This window comes from Kocuria rhizophila (assembly GCF_003667225.1).
GTDB classification, from domain to species: Bacteria; Actinomycetota; Actinomycetes; order Actinomycetales; family Micrococcaceae; genus Kocuria; species Kocuria rhizophila.
The window spans coordinates 1-16,687 of the sequence record NZ_RCOM01000058.1; the positions used below are offsets into that span (position 1 = coordinate 1).

General features: G+C 70.9%; 16 protein-coding genes, 1 tRNA gene and 1 riboswitch. Of the genes, 5 read left to right on the forward strand and 12 right to left on the reverse strand.

All coding sequences use genetic code 11. From position 1 onward, the window contains the following. Positions 1 to 67 precede the first annotated feature (67 nt). Both sucD and sucC read right to left on the reverse strand, forming a co-directional pair. Positions 68 to 985, reverse strand: coding sequence for a succinate--CoA ligase subunit alpha (sucD, locus tag D9R02_RS08450; RefSeq protein ID WP_039100879.1), 918 nt, complete (start codon positions 983 to 985; stop codon positions 68 to 70). Between the two features lie 32 nt (positions 986 to 1,017). After that, positions 1,018 to 2,187 carry an ADP-forming succinate--CoA ligase subunit beta gene (sucC, locus tag D9R02_RS08455; RefSeq protein ID WP_039100878.1) on the reverse strand — a complete coding sequence of 390 codons (1,170 nt, stop codon included), beginning with the start codon at positions 2,185 to 2,187 and terminating at the stop codon, positions 1,018 to 1,020. A gap of 212 nt (positions 2,188 to 2,399) precedes the next feature. Here sucC and D9R02_RS08460 point away from each other — a divergent pair, with 212 nt between their 5' ends. After that, positions 2,400 to 3,149 carry a hypothetical protein gene (locus D9R02_RS08460; protein ID WP_121566732.1) on the forward strand — a complete coding sequence of 250 codons (750 nt, stop codon included), beginning with the start codon at positions 2,400 to 2,402 and terminating at the stop codon, positions 3,147 to 3,149. A gap of 29 nt (positions 3,150 to 3,178) precedes the next feature. On the opposite strand, the gene pcrA is transcribed toward D9R02_RS08460, so the two are convergent. After that, a complete protein-coding gene (gene pcrA, locus D9R02_RS08465; protein ID WP_121566733.1) occupies positions 3,179 to 5,641 on the reverse strand; it encodes a DNA helicase PcrA in 2,463 nt (820 codons plus the stop codon). A 123-nt stretch (positions 5,642 to 5,764) separates the two neighbouring features. Next, positions 5,765 to 6,496 carry an NHL repeat-containing protein gene (locus D9R02_RS08470; protein WP_083310874.1) on the reverse strand — a complete coding sequence of 244 codons (732 nt, stop codon included), beginning with the start codon at positions 6,494 to 6,496 and terminating at the stop codon, positions 5,765 to 5,767. A 116-nt stretch (positions 6,497 to 6,612) separates the two neighbouring features. Here D9R02_RS08470 and D9R02_RS08475 point away from each other — a divergent pair, with 116 nt between their 5' ends. Then, positions 6,613 to 7,308, forward strand: a complete 696-nt coding sequence (locus D9R02_RS08475) for a hypothetical protein (protein ID WP_039100874.1) — start codon at positions 6,613 to 6,615, stop codon at positions 7,306 to 7,308. A gap of 56 nt (positions 7,309 to 7,364) precedes the next feature. Here the strand turns inward: D9R02_RS08475 and D9R02_RS08480 are convergent. Then, a tRNA-Arg gene (locus tag D9R02_RS08480) sits at positions 7,365 to 7,437 on the reverse strand. Positions 7,438 to 7,498: 61 nt separating this feature from the next. Between D9R02_RS08480 and D9R02_RS08485 the strand changes: the two genes are divergently transcribed. Then, positions 7,499 to 8,527, forward strand: a complete 1,029-nt coding sequence (locus tag D9R02_RS08485; RefSeq protein WP_259463932.1) for a DUF4031 domain-containing protein — start codon at positions 7,499 to 7,501, stop codon at positions 8,525 to 8,527. Between the two features lie 182 nt (positions 8,528 to 8,709). Here the strand turns inward: D9R02_RS08485 and D9R02_RS08490 are convergent, their stop codons facing one another. The 4 genes from D9R02_RS08490 to D9R02_RS08505 form a co-directional block, all read right to left on the reverse strand. After that, complete coding sequence (locus D9R02_RS08490; protein ID WP_259463933.1) at positions 8,710 to 9,027, reverse strand: hypothetical protein; 318 nt, start codon at positions 9,025 to 9,027, stop codon at positions 8,710 to 8,712. Positions 9,028 to 9,310: 283 nt separating this feature from the next. Continuing rightward, on the reverse strand, positions 9,311 to 10,339 hold the full coding sequence (locus D9R02_RS08495; protein WP_121566736.1) for a C40 family peptidase: 1,029 nt from the start codon (positions 10,337 to 10,339) through the stop codon (positions 9,311 to 9,313). 230 nt (positions 10,340 to 10,569) lie between these two features. Next, positions 10,570 to 11,172 (reverse strand): C40 family peptidase, encoded by a 603-nt coding sequence (locus D9R02_RS08500; RefSeq protein WP_070636156.1) that lies wholly within the window; start codon positions 11,170 to 11,172, stop codon positions 10,570 to 10,572. Positions 11,173 to 11,177: 5 nt separating this feature from the next. Next, positions 11,178 to 11,337, reverse strand: a riboswitch (cyclic di-AMP (ydaO/yuaA leader). 338 nt (positions 11,338 to 11,675) lie between these two features. Continuing rightward, on the reverse strand, positions 11,676 to 12,371 hold the full coding sequence (locus D9R02_RS08505) for a metal-dependent transcriptional regulator (RefSeq protein WP_121566737.1): 696 nt from the start codon (positions 12,369 to 12,371) through the stop codon (positions 11,676 to 11,678). Between the two features lie 198 nt (positions 12,372 to 12,569). Between D9R02_RS08505 and serC the strand changes: the two genes are divergently transcribed. Beyond that, a complete protein-coding gene (gene serC, locus D9R02_RS08510) occupies positions 12,570 to 13,691 on the forward strand; it encodes a phosphoserine transaminase (protein WP_059280809.1) in 1,122 nt (373 codons plus the stop codon). A 39-nt stretch (positions 13,692 to 13,730) separates the two neighbouring features. On the opposite strand, the gene D9R02_RS08515 is transcribed toward serC, so the two are convergent. From D9R02_RS08515 to D9R02_RS08525, 3 genes are read right to left on the reverse strand one after another with little or no spacing between them, the layout of a single operon-like run. Further along, a complete protein-coding gene (locus tag D9R02_RS08515) occupies positions 13,731 to 14,951 on the reverse strand; it encodes an MFS transporter (RefSeq protein ID WP_047978762.1) in 1,221 nt (406 codons plus the stop codon). Positions 14,952 to 15,004: 53 nt separating this feature from the next. Continuing rightward, entirely contained in the window at positions 15,005 to 15,874 is an 870-nt protein-coding gene (locus tag D9R02_RS08520) for a DUF3027 domain-containing protein (RefSeq protein ID WP_121566738.1), read from the reverse strand. Then, positions 15,867 to 16,250, reverse strand: a complete 384-nt coding sequence (locus D9R02_RS08525; protein WP_029603266.1) for a cold-shock protein — start codon at positions 16,248 to 16,250, stop codon at positions 15,867 to 15,869. The genes D9R02_RS08520 and D9R02_RS08525 overlap by 8 nt, the downstream gene beginning before the upstream one ends. Positions 16,251 to 16,392: 142 nt before the next feature. Between D9R02_RS08525 and D9R02_RS08530 the strand changes: the two genes are divergently transcribed. After that, positions 16,393 to 16,653 (forward strand): hypothetical protein, encoded by a 261-nt coding sequence (locus D9R02_RS08530; protein WP_102613769.1) that lies wholly within the window; start codon positions 16,393 to 16,395, stop codon positions 16,651 to 16,653. Positions 16,654 to 16,687 lie beyond the last annotated feature (34 nt).

Genomic DNA, 16,687 nt, shown 5'->3' on the forward strand with positions numbered 1-16,687 from the left:
GCTCCCCCACCGAGGTGGGCGAGCGGCGTCGTTCTCAGCGCGGGTCCCGGACGGAGCCGGGCGCGACTCACTTGGTCTCGAAGATCTCCCGCATGAGCTGCGCGGTCTCCGAGGGGGTCTTGCCGACCTTGACCCCGGCGGCCTCGAGGGCCTCCTTCTTGGCCTGGGCCGTTCCGGAGGAGCCGGAGACGATGGCGCCGGCGTGGCCCATGGTCTTGCCCTCGGGAGCGGTGAAGCCCGCCACGTAGCCCACCACGGGCTTGGTGACGTTGGCCTTGATGAAGTCCGCGGCGCGCTCCTCGGCGTCGCCGCCGATCTCACCGATCATCACGATGGCCTCGGTCTCGGGGTCCGCCTCGAACGCCTCGAGGGCGTCGATGTGGGTGGTGCCGATGACCGGGTCACCGCCGATGCCGATGGCGGTGGTGAAGCCCAGGTCACGCAGCTCGTACATCATCTGATAGGTCAGGGTGCCGGACTTGGACACCAGGCCCAGCTTGCCCTTGCCGGTGATGTTCGCGGGCGTGATGCCCAGCAGCGACTCCTCCGGGGAGATGATGCCCGGGCAGTTGGGGCCGATGATGCGGGTCTTGGGCTTGCCGTCCGCACCGGTGTTCGCCTGGGAGTGGGCCCAGAACTCGGCGGAGTCCTGCACGGGGATGCCCTCGGTGATCACCACGACCAGCGGGATCTCGGCGTCGATGGCCTCGATCACGGCGTCCTTGCAGAAGGCCGGCGGCACGAAGACGATCGACGCGTTCGCACCGGTCTCCTTCATGGCCTCGGCCACGGAGCCGAAGACCGGCAGCTCGACGGCGTTGCCGTCCTTGTCCTGGTGGTTCACGGTGGTCCCGGCCTTGCGGGCGTTGACGCCGCCCATGACCTGGGTCCCGGCCGCGAGCATGCGTGCGGTGTGCTTGGTGCCCTCGCCGCCGGTGATGCCCTGAACGATGACCTTGGAGTCCTTGTTCAAAAAGATCGACATGTCTTCTTCCTGGTAGCTCTGCTCGTGGGCGGTTACTTGGCGGAGTGGGCGAGCTCGGCGGCCTTGTCGGCGCCGGCGTCCATGGTGTCCGCGGTGGTGATCAGCGGGTGGTTGGCCTCGCGGAGGATCGCGCGACCCTCGTCCACGTTGTTGCCGTCCAGCCGCACCACGATGGGCTTGGTGGCGGAGTCGCCGAGGATCTCCAGGGCCTTGACGATGCCGTTGGCCACGGCGTCGCACGCGGTGATGCCGCCGAAGACGTTGACGAACACGGACTTCACCTGGGGGTCGCCCAGGATGACGTCCAGGCCCGCGGCCATGACCTCGGCCGAGGCGCCGCCGCCGATGTCCAGGAAGTTGGCGGGCTTCACGTCACCGTGCTTCTCGCCGGCGTAGGCCACGACGTCCAGGGTGGACATCACGAGGCCGGCGCCGTTGCCGATGATCCCGACCTCGCCGTCCAGCTTGACGTAGTTGAGGTCGTTCTCCTTGGCCTTCTCCTCCAGGGGATCGGCCGTGGTCTTGTCCGCGAGCGCGGCGTGGTCCTCGTGGCGGAACTCGGCGTTGTCGTCCAGGGACACCTTGCCGTCCAGCGCGAGGATCTCCCCGTCACCGGTCTTGACCAGGGGGTTGACCTCCACCAGGGTGGCGTCCTCCTTGGCGTAGACCTCGCCCAGCTTGACCAGCACGGGCACGACCTTGGCAGCGGTCTCGGCGTCGAACTTGGCCTGCTCCACGATCTCGCGGGCCTTGGCCTCGGTGATGCCCTCGGCGGGGTTCACGTCCACGCGGGCCAGGGCCTCCGGACGCTCCACGGCCAGCTGCTCGATCTCCATGCCGCCCTCGACCGAGCACATGGCCAGGTAGGAGCGGTTGGCGCGGTCCAGCAGGACGGAGAAGTAGTACTCCTCGGCGATGTCCGCGCCCTGCGCGATCATCACGCGGTGCACGGTGTGGCCCTTGATGTCCATGCCCAGGATCTGCTGGGCGTACTCGAAGGCCTCCTCGGGGGACTTCGCGACCTTGACGCCGCCCGCCTTGCCGCGACCGCCCACCTTGACCTGGGCCTTGACGACGGTCACGCCGCCGATCTTCTCAGCAGCTGCCTTGGCTTCTTCTGGGGTAGTGGCGACGATGCCGGCCAGCACGGGGACTCCGTGCTTCTCGAACAGGTCGCGTGCCTGGTACTCAAACAGGTCCACGGATAAGTGTCCTTCTGCGTCGAGGTGTGTCGTTCCGCGCCGGGAACCCCCGGCTGGAGCGACCTGATGTGGGGGGATGCGGCGCAGCGCTGCGCTCACAGTGCCCTCACTGTGATTTTAGTCCATGGCGCGGCGATTCGCCCCACCGGGGCCTGCGTGAACCCACAGCCCACGATGCGCTGCCACCCGGGATCGCCTGGTTGACTGGGTCCATGCAATGGATCGGACTGCCGGACGTCTGGGACGCCCGGGAAGCGGACCACGGGTTCATGGCCTCGCTCGCCACGTTCTCGTTCGTGGCGCTGGGACTCGAGCTCGTGGTCGACGGCACGTACCTGACCCTCACGGGTGACGTCCCGTCGCTCTACCCCCTCGGCTGGCAGTGCCTGACCTGGGTGGGGCTCGGTGCGGTGTGGCTGCTGCTGGCGCGCGCCCTCGTGCTCTGGTGCCGACGCCGCGGTCTGGACCCCCTGTCCCCGGACCGGCCCGCGGGTGAGCGGGCGGACGGGCCGGACCACCGCGCCTGGCGAGCCGTCCTCGGGTACTTCGCGGCCGCCGTCGTCACGGCGATCGCGCTGCCCGCCGTGGTGGGGCTGCCGTGGGGCTTCCCCCCGGTGGACCGGTTCCTGGACCTCTACGCGCAGTACGGTGGCGGCGCCTGGCTCGCGATGGCCGCGTGGCTCGTGTACCTCGTGGGGCGCTGCCTCGTGGTGGCCGGGCTGCTGGCGTACTCCCACCGGGCCGTGCTCGGCGTGGCCACGTTCCGGGGCGCGCGGTTGATCCCGTGGGGCGGGCTGGTCACCGGGGTGTGCCTGGGCACCGTGGCCCTGCTGTCACGGGGACAGGCCGCGGGGCTGAGCACGCTCGTGGCCAGCGTGCTGCTGGGCATGCTGCACGTGCGCTCCGGGGAGTCCCTGCGCGTGACGGCACCGTTCACGGTCCTGGTCCACGCCCTCGTCTGACGCGGCACCGGACGCCCGCGCCCGCTCCGTCACGAGACCTTGGACATGGGTGCGTAGAGCAGCAGGAGCCGTTTCTCCTCGGCCCCGAAGCGCACCTTGGCCACGGTCTTGTCCCCGTTGCCCTCCACCGCGACCACCGATCCGCGGCCGAAGGCCTTGTGCTCCACGGTGTCCCCCACACTCAGGGAGGGGATCTCCTTCTGCGGCTGCACCCTGCCCGCCGAGGCCGGTGAGAGGCGACGGAACGTGGCTCCGGAACCGGCGGCGGCCCCCCACGACGACCCTCGCAGCGGATCCCGGGAACCGGACGGGCCGGAGTGCATGGGTGACCCCCAGCCTCCCGCCGCGGCGGAGCCCTCCCGCTTCCAGTCGATGAGGTGGGCGGGGATCTCGTCCAGGAACGGGCTGGCCGGATTGAACTGGGACTGCCCCCACATGGAGCGGGACTCCGCCCGGGTGATGTAGAGCCGCTGCCGGGCACGGGTGATGCCCACGTACGCGAGCCGACGCTCCTCCTCCATGCTGGAGGGATCCGCGAAGCTGCGCTGGTGGGGGAAGATCCCGTGCTCCATGCCGGTCAGGAACACCACGGGGAACTCCAGCCCCTTGGCGGTGTGCAGGGTCATGAGGGTGACCACCCCCAGGGACCGGGCCTCCTCCACCTCCGCCGCGATCTGCTGGGCGCTGGCCGCTCCCTCCCCGGCGGTGTCCGGCCGGGAGGGGATCTGGTCCGCGTCCGCCACGAGGGCCACGTGCTCGAGGAACTGGCCGAGCCCCGCGTCCGGGTGGTCCTTCTCGAACTCGCGCACCACGGCCACGAGCTCGGCGAGGTTCTCCACCCGGGACTCGTCCTGGGGATCCGTGGACGTGCGCAGGGCCTCGAGGTAGCCGGACTGCTCCAGCACGGCCTCCAGCACCGCGGTCACGGACGCCCCCTCGGCCAGTTCGGCGAGGTCGTCCATGAGCTGGGAGAACGAGCGGATCGCGTTGGCGGAACGGGTGGCCAGGGCCGGGGCCTCGTCCAGCCGGTGCATGGCCGCGGAGAACGAGATCCCCTCGCGCTCGGCGAGCGCGGCGATCGACCCCTGGGCACGGTCGCCGATCCCGCGCTTGGGCTCGTTGATGATCCGGCGCACGGTGATGTCGTCCGAGGGGTTGGCGATCGCCCGCAGGTAGGAGATGGCGTCCTTGATCTCCTTGCGCTCGTAGAAGCGCGTGCCCCCGACCACCTTGTACGGCAGCCCCACCCGCATGAGGATCTCCTCCAGGGAGCGGGACTGGGCGTTGGTGCGGTAGAACACGGCCACGTCCCCGGGGCGGATCCCGTGCTCGTCCTGGAGGCGGTCGATCTCCTCCGCGATGAACCGCGCCTCCTCGTGCTCGTTCTCCGCCGCGTAGCCCACGATGGGTGCGCCGTCACCCTCGGCCGTCCACAGCTTCTTGTCCCGGCGGTCCGCGTTCTGCGAGATCACCGCGTTGGCCGCGGAGAGGATGTTCTGGGTGGAGCGGTAGTTCTGCTCCAGCAGGATGGTGCGCGCGGACGGGAAGTCCCGTTCGAAGTCCGTGATGTTGCGGATGTCCGCCCCGCGGAACGCGTAGATGGACTGGTCGGAGTCGCCCACCACCGTGAGCTCGGCCGCGGGGATCCCGGACTCGTCCGTGTGACCGGGAGAGTTCCCTCCCACGAGTTCCCGGACCAGGGCGTACTGGGCGTGGTTGGTGTCCTGGTACTCGTCCACCAGCACGTGGCGGAACCGCCGCCGGTAGTACTCGAGGACCTGGGGGAACGCGCGGAACATGTGCACGGTCTCGCCGATCAGGTCGTCGAAGTCCATGGCGTTGGCCGCGCGCAGCCGCTGGGTGTACCCCCGGTACACCTGCGCGACCGCGGACTCGAAGGGGTCCGTGGAGCTGGCCCGCGCCAGGTACGTCTCGTCGTCCACGAGCTCGTTCTTCAGCGCGGAGATCTTGTGCTGGATGGCCTTCGGCGCGAAGCGCTTGGGGTCCAGCTCGTGCTGCTTGGCCACCTGGGTGATCAGCCGCAGCGAGTCCGCGGAGTCGTAGATGGAGAAGTTCGTGCTCAGTCCCAGGGTCTTGGCCTCGCGGCGCAGGATCCGCACGCACAGCGAGTGGAACGTGGAGATCCACATGGAACGGGCGGAGTCCCCCACCAGGTCCACGATCCGCTCGCGCATCTCCGCCGCGGCCTTGTTGGTGAACGTGATGGCCAGGATCTCACCACGGCCGGCCCGACCGGTGGCCAGCAGGTGCGCGATCCGGTGGGTCAGCACCCTCGTCTTGCCCGACCCCGCGCCCGCGACGATCAGCAGGGGTGAACCCGAGTGCTCGACCGCCGCGCGCTGCGGGTCGTTGAGCCCCGCCACGAGCTGCTCCGGGGACGCCGCGGCGTCGGACGGCTCGGCAGAGACGCCACCGGCCGGGGAGCGCACCGACGAGGCAGAGAGCAGGGGGTTGTCAGAGAGGTAGTCCATGGTGCGCCCAGTCTATCCAGCGGCTCGGACGCGCAGCCGGGCGCGGACCCGCACGGTGGCCTCACCGGCGACGGGCAGCCGGTGCCGGGCCCCGGTGTCCGGCACCGCACGACTGCCAGCCCGTCAGACGTACCGGGGTTCCACCTGGTGGCGGCCGTTCGCGTCCTCGACCCAGAGGTGGGAGTCCGCCACGGTGACCCGCACGGGAGCCTCCAGCACGAGGTCGTCGTCGCTCAGCTCGTCGAGCACCTGCTCCGGGCCCCCGAAGATGGTCGTGACCTCGCCGTCGGAGGTGTCCACGTGCCGCAGGGCGTGGTTGCCGGTGTCGGCCACCACCACGGAGCCGTCGTAGAGGATCTGCAGGTCCTGGGGATGGTCGAGCGCGGCCTCGGACGCCGCACCGTCCCGGTACCCGGCCCCGTGCCTGCCGACGACCGTGACCACGTGGGGCGCGCCGTCGGGCCGGTCCGTGTTGATGTCAATGCGCCGCAGCGAGGAGGAGTCCCGGTCCACGAACCAGAGTGTGCCGTCCCCGGCCTCCGTGATGGACACGGTGGCCGCGAACGTGGCCTGGCCGAGCGTGCCGTCCCTGCGGCCGGGCTCTCCCGTGCCCGCCCACTCCTGGAGCTCGTCCGTGTAGGCGTCCCAGCGGTAGAGCCGGTGGCGTTCGGGGACCGCCGCGACCACGGCGGAGAGCTTGTGGGACCAGACGATGTCGGCCATGCGGGCGCCCTCGAGGACGGAGCAGTCGATCCTGCGGCGCACCGTGCAGTGGTCGGCCTCGTACAGCGTGAGCTCCGAGCCGTCACCCGCGTTCATGAGCAGACCGTCCGGAAGGCCGATGGAGAGCTCCATGACCGTCACCACCTTTCGCGGTGCCCGCCGGGGGCACCTGTCCTCCACCTCGTCGTCGAGAGTGGGTACCCGTCTTCGATTCACAGTACGCCCCGGGGGATAATGGAGCCATGGGTATGACCAGAGCGCAGAAGGCCAGGAAGCACGGGGAGGCCGCGGGTGCTGCCCCGGCCGGATCCACGAGCGCCCAGGGAGACTCCGTGCGCCCCGTGAGCGTCCACGAGATGCGGGACGGGCAGCTCGCCGCGGACCCCACCAAGGGCTCCTCCGCCGGAATCCTCGTGGGGGTCGCGTCCTTCGTGGGAGTCGCGCTCTGGCTGTACTACCACCTGCTCGTCCTGCAGGGCGTGTCCGGGAACCTGGCCGGAGGGGTGACCGCTCCCGAGCTGATGCCCGGCGGCTTCGACTCCCAGCACATCGCCGCCTTCGCGCGCGGACTGGGCGCGGAGGGCCTCGCCTCCTACGAGGGCGTGCACGCGACCACCGGACTGTTCACTCCCCTGCTGCTGAGCCTGGGATGGCTGCTGTTCACCGGTCTCAACACCCCGCAGCGAGCCCGAAAGTGGGTCTACTGGTCCGTGGTCCTGGCGTACGCCGTGGTCTTCCTGGCGGGCAACGCCGCGCTCGACGCCGCTGTGGCTCACCCCGAGGACAGCGGCGCCGTGGCGCTCGCCTCCGGCCTGGTGGTCACCCGCTGGGTGCTGACCGCGCTCCTGCTGCTCATCGCGGTGCTCGTGAGCATCTCCGTGGTGCGCCGCAAGATCAACGCCTTCTCCGAGGGCGAGCTGCCCGGCCAGCGTCCACGGGGCTGACTGCTCCACCGCCGAGCGACGGATGCCCCGCCCGGAACCGGGCAGGGCATCGTTCGTGCCCTCGATTGGATTCGAACCAACGACACCGGCTTTAGGAGAGCCGTGCTCTATCCCCTGAGCTACGAGGGCAACACTGCACCAGCTTATCCGCGGGGGACCCGCCCCGCGAGTCAGGCGCACAATGGTCACCATGACGCTCTACATCGATCCCCCGCGCTGGCCCGCCCACGGGACCGTGTTCTCCCACCTCGTCTCGGACCAGTCCCTGGCCGAGCTGCACGAGTTCGCCTCGCGCCTGGGCGTGTCCGTGCGTGCGTTCGACCAGGACCACTACGACATTCCCGCGCACCGCCACGCAGACGCCCTGGCCCTCGGCGCGGTCGCGGTGGAAGGCAAGGATCTCGCGCGGATCCTGATCCGCAGCGGCCTGCGGGTCCCCGCACGACGCCGCCCGGCCAAGCTGGCCCCGGCGCTCACCCGCCGCTGGGAGCGGCACGTTCCGGGGCATCCCGACCTGGGCTCGCACCTGCTGGAGCGCTGGCTCGAACCGCACCGTGCCTACCACGGCCCCGCCCACCTGCTGAAGGTGCTGGAGGCGGTGGATCTGCTCACGGACGGGCACCCGTCCCAGGAGCTCGCGCTGGCGGCGTGGTTCCACGACGCCGTGCACCGGGGGCGGGCCGGCGAGGACGAGAAGGACTCGGCGGCCCTCGCCCGGCAGCTGCTGGGCCCCGACGGGTGGGCGCCGGATTCACCCCCGACGGCCGGCCGCGGCAGGGCGGGGCGGTCCCCCGCCCTGGGGGGCAGCGGGGAGGGCGACGCCGCCCCCGGGTCCGGGGTTCGGGCGGCCCCGCGCGAAGGACGGGGTCCAGGAGCTGCGGAGTCGTGGCCGGTCGGCCTTGCCGACAGGGTCGCAGAGCTCGTCATGGTCACCGTGGCGCACCGGCCGGATCCCACGGACCGGGACGCCTGTGTGCTCGTGGACGCGGATCTTGCCGTGCTCGGGGGCACCGTGGAGGAGTACGAGCGCTACCGCGCGGATGTGCGCCGGGAGTACGCAGACGTCCCCGAGAGCCAGTTCCGGGCCGCCCGCGCCGAGGTGCTGCAGAACCTGCTGTCCAGTCCCCGTCTGTTCCACCACGGCACTGCGGTGGCACTGTGGGAGACGCAGGCTCGGCGCAATGTGGCACGTGAGATTCAGTTGCTCACCGGGCAGTGAGCAACGGGGAGGGGCGGCGCGCCGAGGGGATTCGTGGCCGACCCACTGTTCACCAGGCTGGCACCACTCTGCCGAGGTGAGTGCACCCGGGTCGCATCATTCCTACGAGGTGAGGGCACGCGGGTCGCGCCGTTGCGCCGAAGTGAGGGTACGCGGCTGGTTACGGCTCCGCGTGGTCGACGTCAGGAGCGGTGGGTCGGCGGCGTGGCGGTGGAGTCCGCCCCGGGCTGCTGAGAGGCGTCCGGGACGAGGGCCCCTGATTCCTCGCGCCCGCGGGCGGCGGCACGGCGGCGGCGGAAGATGAGCGCCGCCAGCACGAGACCCACGATGATCCCGAGACCGCCGAACACGGACAGCCACATGGCCGCGTGGCCGGCGAAGGCCGCCACGATGAATCCCACGACGATGCCGGGAATCGCGCCGGCCACCATCCCCACGGCGTAGTAGGTGAATTCCTGGTCCTGGGGGGTTCTGGCTGCGCTCGAGAAATCGGTGGACATGGCGTCCATTCTAGATCCCGTCCCCTGGACGTCACCCGCACGCTGGCCCCGGCAGCCCGCGGTGGACGAACGGGATGATTGGTCCCGTGGCGGGCGCGCACTGCCCGGCAGTGACGTGGAGGGATGCAGAGGGATGCAGAGACGAGAAAACGTACGGACCCTGTGGTCATCAGGGTCCGTACGCATTCATCTCGTCCTCGTCGGGAGCGGGTACACAACCGGTCCCGACTCGATGCGAGGTGTGGCACCGCGCCGATCAGCGCGGTGCCGAACTCGGGAGAGCTCAGCCGACGCGGATGTACTCCGGGCCGGAGCCAACGTTCGCGGTGGTCTTCACGGTCTGGTTGCCGTTCCAGCCGCCGTGGATGGCCTGGCCGTTGCCGGCGTAGATGGCCACGTGGGCCACGCCGGCGCCGCCGTCGGCGTAGTAGGCGATGTCGCCGGCCTGGGCCTCAGCGGCGGAGACCGGGGTGCCGAGGGACTTGTAGCTGGCGGGCCAGCCGTGGTGGTTGATGCCCACCGCTGCCAGTGCGTTGCTCACCAGGGCGGTGCAGTCCTGGTTGACGCCGATCTGGCCCTCAGCGGCGCTCAGGATGGCCTGGCCCTGGCCGGAAGCCGGGGTGCTGGACGCGGCCTTGGCCTGCTTGGGGGCGGTGCTGGACTGAGTGGTCACCTTGCCGGTATTGGCGGTGGTGTCGTACCCGGTCTGAGCGGTGTAGCCGGCCTGAGCGGTGTAGCCGGTCTGAGCGGTGTACCCGCCCTGGGGGGCACCGTAGTTGTAGATGGCGTTGCCCTGCTCAGCGGCGGCCTCGGCCTGCAGCGTCTGCTGGGTGGGCTGCGCGGCGTGGCGGCCCTGGGCCGGAGCCGGAGCCTGCTCCGCGACCGGGGTCACGGTCTGGGCGGCGGGAGCCACCTGGGGAGCGGCGGGCGCCTCGACCGGGGTCACCTCGGCCACGGGGGCGGCCTGCACCACGGCGGGCGCCTCGACCGGGGTCACCTCGGCCACGGGGGCGGCCTGCACCACGGCGGGCTGGACCGGAGCCTTGGCGGGCTCGGCCTTCTTGGCAGGAGCCTTCTCAGCCTTCTCGGCCTTGTCAGCCTTGGCGGCCGGCTCGGCGGAGACGGTCTTCTCGGAGGCGGGAGCTTCGGACACGGCGGCGGCGGGAGCCTGCTCGTCGGACGCGTTCTGCGTGGCCTGCACCGACACGGTGGTGGCGAGAGCCAGACCGGAGAAGGCGGCAACGGCTGCCACAGTGCGAGCCTTGCCCGCGAACAGACCCTTGGCCGACTGAGTGGTGGTTTCGTTCGTCATGCGTGTGGTTTCCTAACACGTTCGTGTCCGCCCAGGGCACGGAGATGTGCGGTGGTCGTCGGGCAGCGCAGTGCTGCCGCAACTCACCGAGGGAGGGCGGGTTGGCGATGTCTTCTGATGTCAGTTCGTGCGAGCACGTGCGCACCGCCCGGGTGCGGGCCGATGCGCCGTGCCGTGTTCATCACTGGATCGATGCCTGCGGCGCCCGAGGGCGCCGCAGGCACACCCGATCAGCGGAAGGTGTAGTAGCCGTCCAGCTGCATGGCGTTCACAGAGTGGATCTGCGTGCCCTGCGCGGGGTTGAGGGCGGAGATCATCTGACCGTTGCCGATGTAGATGCCCACGTGCGAGCCGCCGTTCTGGGAGACCAGGTCACCGGGCTGCGGGGTGGAGGTGGGGGTGCCGGCCGCGAACTGGGCCCAGGTGGTGCGGGGAATGCTGATCCCGTTCTGGGCGTAGACCGACTGGGTGAAGCCAGAGCAGTCCCAGGCCTTGAAGCCCGTGCCGCCCCACACGTACGCGCCACCGATGCCGGCGTAGGCATCGCCCACGATGCCGCCTGCGGCGTGGTTCGACTGCGTGCTCACACCGGAGCCGGACGCCATGGCATCCGGGGCCGGGGTGGTGTAGGAAGCGTTGTAGGCGCCCAGCGAGGTGTCGGCGCTGTAGGACGAGGTGGAGCCCAGCTCCACGATGTCACTGGATGCCTGAGCGGGCATCGTCATGCCGGCCACGGCCGCGCCGGCCGCAATGGTGGCAACGGTGGTGTTGCGCACCACGTGAGACTGGGTCTCAGCGCGGTGGCGGGCGGAGCTCTGCTTCATGAAAGACATGTGTGTGTTCCTCCCTACGCCTGCGGGGTGAGCTGTCGGGTTCGGATGGGAGACATCCGGCCGCACGAGCCGATGGGCCGTGCTGGCTTGACCCCAAGGATTCGACGGGCTGTGACGAATCCGGGAAGTGGTTCCCCCGCTTCTGCCATGCGGATGTTCTGTGTACGGGATCCCAAGGCGCATGGCAGAACTCGGCGAGCGCTCGGGAGTGCCGGATCCGACCAGTGATCGGCACGGTAACGACTGTACAGGAGAGATCACGGGAATGTCACGTTTTGATTACAACCGGTCACAGATCGGGCAGTCACGGCTATCAGTCGGGCCTTTTGTTCATGAAAAGTGAATCAACCAGGAGGAGGCCTCAGGGGCCCGTCACCGTCGGGAACACAGCCTTGACCTGCAGAGACAGTCCCGGGGACCACCGTGCGGCGCGGCATGGCACACCGGTGGCCGTGTGGTTGTCCACACATCGGAAAGATCACGGTCCCACCCGCGGGCCGGGCTCAGGAGGCGGTCGCGCTCACCCGGATCGCCCGTGCCGTGGCTCCGTCGAGGTCCAGGGAGACCCCCGATGCCACATGGGTGACCACGACTCGCTGCTCGTCACCAGGGTTGATCTCGGCGGTGACACGTGACCCAGTGAGGATGCCGGCGGAGCTGAGCGTCTCGATCAGCTCGGGGTCTGCCTGCACCACCTCGGGCAGCAGTCGCACCCCGTACTGCGCCCCGTCGGCCGCCGCTGCGGCATCGAGGAGGGTGAGGCCGCCGAAGACCTCGGGGGCGTCCCCGCCCCGACAGGGAATGGGCGTCCCGTACGGGGAGACCTTGGGGTCACCGAGCAGGTCCACGAGCCGGCTCTCCACGCGCTCGCTCATCACGTGCTCCCAGCGGCAGGCCTCCTCGTGCACGTGCGCGAGGTCCAGTCCCACCACGTCCGCGAGCAGCCGCTCGGCCAGGCGGTGCTTGCGCATCACGGACACGGCCGTGTCACGGCCCGCGGGCGTGAGCTGCAGGGAACGGTCCGGCGCCACGGACAGCAGACCGTCGCGCTCCATGCGGGAGACCGTCTGGGACACCGTGGGTCCGGAGTGGTGCAGCCGCTCCACGATGCGGGCCCGCATGGGCGTGATGCCCTCCTCCTCGAGCTCCAGCACCGTGCGCAGATACATCTCGGTGGTGTCGATCAGGTCGCCGCTCATGGTCCGTCCTCGAATTTCTGCGCACCGCGGCGCGCGGGTCAACGGCCCCCGGTGGGGGGTGCACTCCAGCGTGGTGTGAATGATTCAGGATAATTGTAACGAGGCGGGTCTCGTCCCCGCCGTCGTCGTGCGCCGCAGCACCGGCCGGGGCGAGCACAATGGAGCACACCACCGTCCCGCCCTCCAGGAGGACCCACCGTGACCGATCTGCCCGTGATCCCCCCGCACCTGCTTCCCGAGGACGGCCGGTTCGGGGCTGGCCCGTCCCGCGTGCGCCCGGAGCAGCTGGGTGCCCTCGCCCGGGCCGGAACGACGCTGCTGGGAACCTCCCACCGGCAGGCCCCCGTCAAGGACCTCGTGGCCCGGATCCAGGAGCGGCTGGCCGAGTTCCTGGGGCTGCCCGCGGGCTACGAGATCGTGCTGGGGACGGGCGGTGCCAGCGTGTTCTGGGACAGCGCCGCTTTCGGCCTGGTGCGCTCCCGCGCCGAGCACCTGGCCTTCGGCGAGTTCGGCGCCAAGTTCGCGAGCGTCACCGACCGGGCACCGTTCCTGGAACGCTCCGTGGTGCTCGAGGCTCCCGCGGGCTCCCGTCCCGAGGAACCGCGCATCCTGCCGGACGTGGACGTCTACGCATGGCCGCAGAACGAGACCTCCACGGGGGTGGCCATGCCGGTGCGCCGTGTGGTGGCCGACGACGCCCTCACGGTCGTCGACGCGACCTCCGCCGCCGGCGGCATGGCCGTGGAGATCGCCGAGACGGACGTCTACTACTTCTCCCCGCAGAAGAACTTCGGCAGCGACGGCGGAATCTGGTTCGCCGCGTTCTCCCCCGCAGCCCTCGAGCGCGTGGAGCGCCTCTCGGCCTCCGGGCGCTGGGTCCCGGACGTGCTCTCGCTGGCCGCCGCCGTGGAGAACTCCCGCAAGCACCAGACCTACAACACCCCGGCCCTCGCCGGGCTCGTGATGCTGGACGAGCAGCTCGGCTGGCTGCTCGAGCAGGGCGGCATGCCGTGGGCCGCCGCGCGGACCGCCGAGACCTCCGGGCTGGTCTACGACTGGGCCGAGGCCAGCGAGCACGCGCAACCTTTTGTCGCCGATCCCGCGCACCGCTCCCCCGTGGTGTGCACGGTGGACTTCGACGCCGCCGTGGACGCGGCCCGGGTGGCCTCCGTCCTGCGGGCCAACGGTGTGCTGGACGTGGAGCCCTACCGCAAGCTCGGACGCAACCAGCTGCGCATCGCCACCTTCGCGTCCGTTCCCCCCGAGGACGTGCGCGCGCTGCTGCGGTGCATCGACTGGGCCGTGGGCGAACTGGCCTGAGCGCGCGGCGGGCGCCGCGGCGTCGTCGTCCTGCCGCGTTCAGCCCGCCGTGGGCGCCCCGGAGCGGGCGGGGACGTGGCGCCACGCGAACCACGCCCCGATGAGCGCGCCCACGAGACCCGCGAGGACCGCGGAGCCCATGCCCCAGCGTGCTCCGAACGTGTCCGTGAGCCACCCCACCACGGGGGCGCCGATCGGGGTGCCGCCCATGAAGATCGCCATGTAGAGGCTCATCACGCGTCCCCGCATGGCGGGCGCCGTGGTGCTCTGCACGTAGGCGTTGGCCGTGGTCATGATGGTCAGCGAGGACACGCCGCACGGGATCAGCCACACGGCGAACAGCCACAGCGAGGGCGCCGTGGCCGCCCCCAGGCAGGAGACCGCGAACGCCGCGCAGCCGATGAAGATGTAGCGCAGCCGCGCCCGCTCGCGGCGGGCGGAGAGCAGGGCACCGGTCACGGTGCCCAGGGCCAGCATCGAGTTCAGGAGCCCGAATTCCTCCGAGCCGCGCCCGAACTCCGAACCCGCCATGGCCGCGAGGTACACCGCGAAGTTCATGCCGAAGGTGCCGATCATGAAGATCGTGGCCATGACCGCCACGATGTCCGGGCGGTGCGCCACGTAGCCGATGCCCTCCCGGATCTGGCCGCGCCCCCGGCGGGCGCGCGGGGCGGGCCGCAGCCGCCCGGCGTCGATCAGCACGATTGCCCAGATCATGGCGGCGAACGTGAGGGTGTTGAGCACGAACACCCACCCGGTGCCCACGGCCGCCACCAGCACTCCGGCCACCGCGGGGCCGATCAACCGCGCGGAGTTGAACGAGGTGGAGTTCAGGGCCACCGCATTGGACAGGTGGGTGTCCGGGACCATCTCGGAGACGAACGTCTGCCGCACGGGAGCGTCGAACGTGGCCACGACCCCCAGCGCCAGGGCGAAGACGTACACGGTGGACAGCCCCGCGAGGTCGAGCAGCAGCAGCGTTCCCAGCGCCGCGGCGAGCAGCGCCATGATCCCCTGGGTGAGCACCAGGATGCGGCGCCGGTCGTAGCGGTCCGCGAGCACCCCGGCGTACGGCGCCAGGAGCAGCTGCGGGACGAACTGCAGCGCCATGACCACGCCCATGGCGGTGGAGTCGTGATCCGTCAGCTCGTCGAACACCAGCCAGGACTGCGCCGTGCGCTGCATCCACGTGCCGATGTTGGAGACCAGAGCCCCCGTGAACCACAGCCGGTAGTTGCGGATCCGCAGCGATCGGAACATCCCGGTGGCACCCGGTGCCGCCGGTCCCCGCTCCCCCGCGCCGGACCCGCGGCCTAGGATGACGTGCCGCCCTCGGCGGACACCGTGTCCTGCCCGGCCGGGGGATCACCGGCCGCGGACCCCTCGTGGGGCTCGCGCGCGGCGTCGTCGGGACGGTCGGTCTCCGCCTGCTCGGGGCTCGGCTGCTCCGTGCCCTCGTGCTCTGCGCCCTCCTGCTCCGCGTGCAGGGAGTTCATGCGCTCCTCCCACGGGATCCAGGCCGGCGCCAGGAGCGAGCGGGGGCCGGCCAGCAGACCGGACTCGCACACGCTCACGTGCTTGGAACGGGGAGCGCGGGACACGGTGGCGTACCAGGTCCACCCCGGGTACCCCGGGAGCGTGCAGTCGAAGAGGTGCGTGAGCAGACGGTCCTCGTGGACGGTGACACCCACGTGCTCGCCGATGCCGCCGTCCTCGTGGGCGCCCGCCACGACCGCTTCCCGGGCCAGGTCCACGGCCTCCGTGAGGACGGGATCCTGCTTGGGCGTGCGGGTGCGCGGTCCCGAGCGCCGCTTCGCCGCGCCACGGGACGGAGCCGACGACGGTTCCGCGCCGCTCTCGGCGGCGGTCACCGCTGCTGCGGACCGGGATGCCGCGGGGGCCTCCCCACGGTCCTGCTGCGGCGGTTCCTGCTCCGTCGGGGCCTCACCCACCGAGATCTGCCCGGCGGGACTCCGTCCACCCGGGGTCTGGTCGGCGGAGCCCTGCTCGGTGGGGTTCTGGGCCGCGGTGGACTGCTCCTGCTGGGCCTGCTCGTCCGGGGACTGCCCGGTGGCCGTCTGCTCGTCCGGGGACTGCGTGTCCGGGATCTGCCCGGCCGGAGCCGGGGGGCTGGCAGCATCCGCGCGGGCGGTGTCCGTGGTCCGTGCTGTGCGCTCAGACATCGAGCTCATCCGCCACGGTGCGCAGGATGGCCGCGATCTTGTGCCCGTGGGAGCGGTCCGGGTAGCGCCCGCGGCGCAGCCCGTTGGACATCCCGTCCAGGAGGCGGATCAGGTCCTCGGTGAGCACCGCCATCTCCTCCGGCGGCTTGCGGGTGTTGCGGGTGACCGACGGCGGTGCGCTGAGCACAGTGGCGGACAGCGCCTGCGCCCCCCGCTTGCCGTCCGCGATCCCGAAGTCCATGCGGGTGCCGGGCTTCACCGTGGTCACCCCCTGGGGCAGTGCCGACGCGTGGAGGAACACCTCCTGGCCGTCGTCGGTGGCCAGGAAACCGAAACCCTTGTCTGCGTCGAACCACTTGACCTTGCCCGTGGGCACGCGGATCACCTCAGTCTCTCGTCTTCTTCTCGTTGCGGCCACCGCTGCGCGGCGCCTTGCGAACACCACAGTTTATCCCCCGCGCGCTCGACCGCGGCCCCGTTCAACCCAGCGCGTAACCCCGGCTTGCTACCTTGTGGGCATGCCTGAATCCACCGCACCCACCACCTCCGCCGCCGCCGACCACCGCACCGGGGGAGGTCTGCCGGTGCTGCTCGTGGTGGCCCTCGTGCTGGCCGGCGTGAGTGCCCTCTGCCTGGTCGCGGTGCTCGTGGCCTCTGCCGCGGGCACGGTGCTGTGGCCCGGGGTCACCTTCATCCCGTCGATCCTGTTCCCCCTGGCGTTCCTGCTGCTGTGCGTGGAGCTCGTGAGGGGCGGTGCACGACGCCGCTCGCGTCGCTGAGAGCGCCGCTCGCCGTCGTCCCGGAGCCCCCGTG

What these genes read in the sequence shown, in the direction of transcription:
- sucD (WP_039100879.1), bottom strand. Translation starts at nt 985, where the DNA reads ATGTCGATCTTTTTGAACAAGGACTCCAAGGTCATCGTTCAGGGCATC.
- D9R02_RS08460 (WP_121566732.1), top strand. Translation starts at nt 2,400, where the DNA reads ATGCAATGGATCGGACTGCCGGACGTCTGGGACGCCCGGGAAGCGGAC.
- pcrA (WP_121566733.1), bottom strand. Translation starts at nt 5,641, where the DNA reads ATGGACTACCTCTCTGACAACCCCCTGCTCTCTGCCTCGTCGGTGCGC.
- D9R02_RS08470 (WP_083310874.1), bottom strand. Translation starts at nt 6,496, where the DNA reads ATGGAGCTCTCCATCGGCCTTCCGGACGGTCTGCTCATGAACGCGGGT.
- D9R02_RS08475 (WP_039100874.1), top strand. Translation starts at nt 6,613, where the DNA reads ATGACCAGAGCGCAGAAGGCCAGGAAGCACGGGGAGGCCGCGGGTGCT.
- D9R02_RS08485 (WP_259463932.1), top strand. Translation starts at nt 7,499, where the DNA reads ATGACGCTCTACATCGATCCCCCGCGCTGGCCCGCCCACGGGACCGTG.
- D9R02_RS08490 (WP_259463933.1), bottom strand. Translation starts at nt 9,027, where the DNA reads ATGTCCACCGATTTCTCGAGCGCAGCCAGAACCCCCCAGGACCAGGAA.
- D9R02_RS08495 (WP_121566736.1), bottom strand. Translation starts at nt 10,339, where the DNA reads ATGACGAACGAAACCACCACTCAGTCGGCCAAGGGTCTGTTCGCGGGC.
- D9R02_RS08500 (WP_070636156.1), bottom strand. Translation starts at nt 11,172, where the DNA reads ATGTCTTTCATGAAGCAGAGCTCCGCCCGCCACCGCGCTGAGACCCAG.
- D9R02_RS08505 (WP_121566737.1), bottom strand. Translation starts at nt 12,371, where the DNA reads ATGAGCGGCGACCTGATCGACACCACCGAGATGTATCTGCGCACGGTG.
- D9R02_RS08515 (WP_047978762.1), bottom strand. Translation starts at nt 14,951, where the DNA reads ATGTTCCGATCGCTGCGGATCCGCAACTACCGGCTGTGGTTCACGGGG.
- D9R02_RS08520 (WP_121566738.1), bottom strand. Translation starts at nt 15,874, where the DNA reads ATGTCTGAGCGCACAGCACGGACCACGGACACCGCCCGCGCGGATGCT.
- D9R02_RS08530 (WP_102613769.1), top strand. Translation starts at nt 16,393, where the DNA reads ATGCCTGAATCCACCGCACCCACCACCTCCGCCGCCGCCGACCACCGC.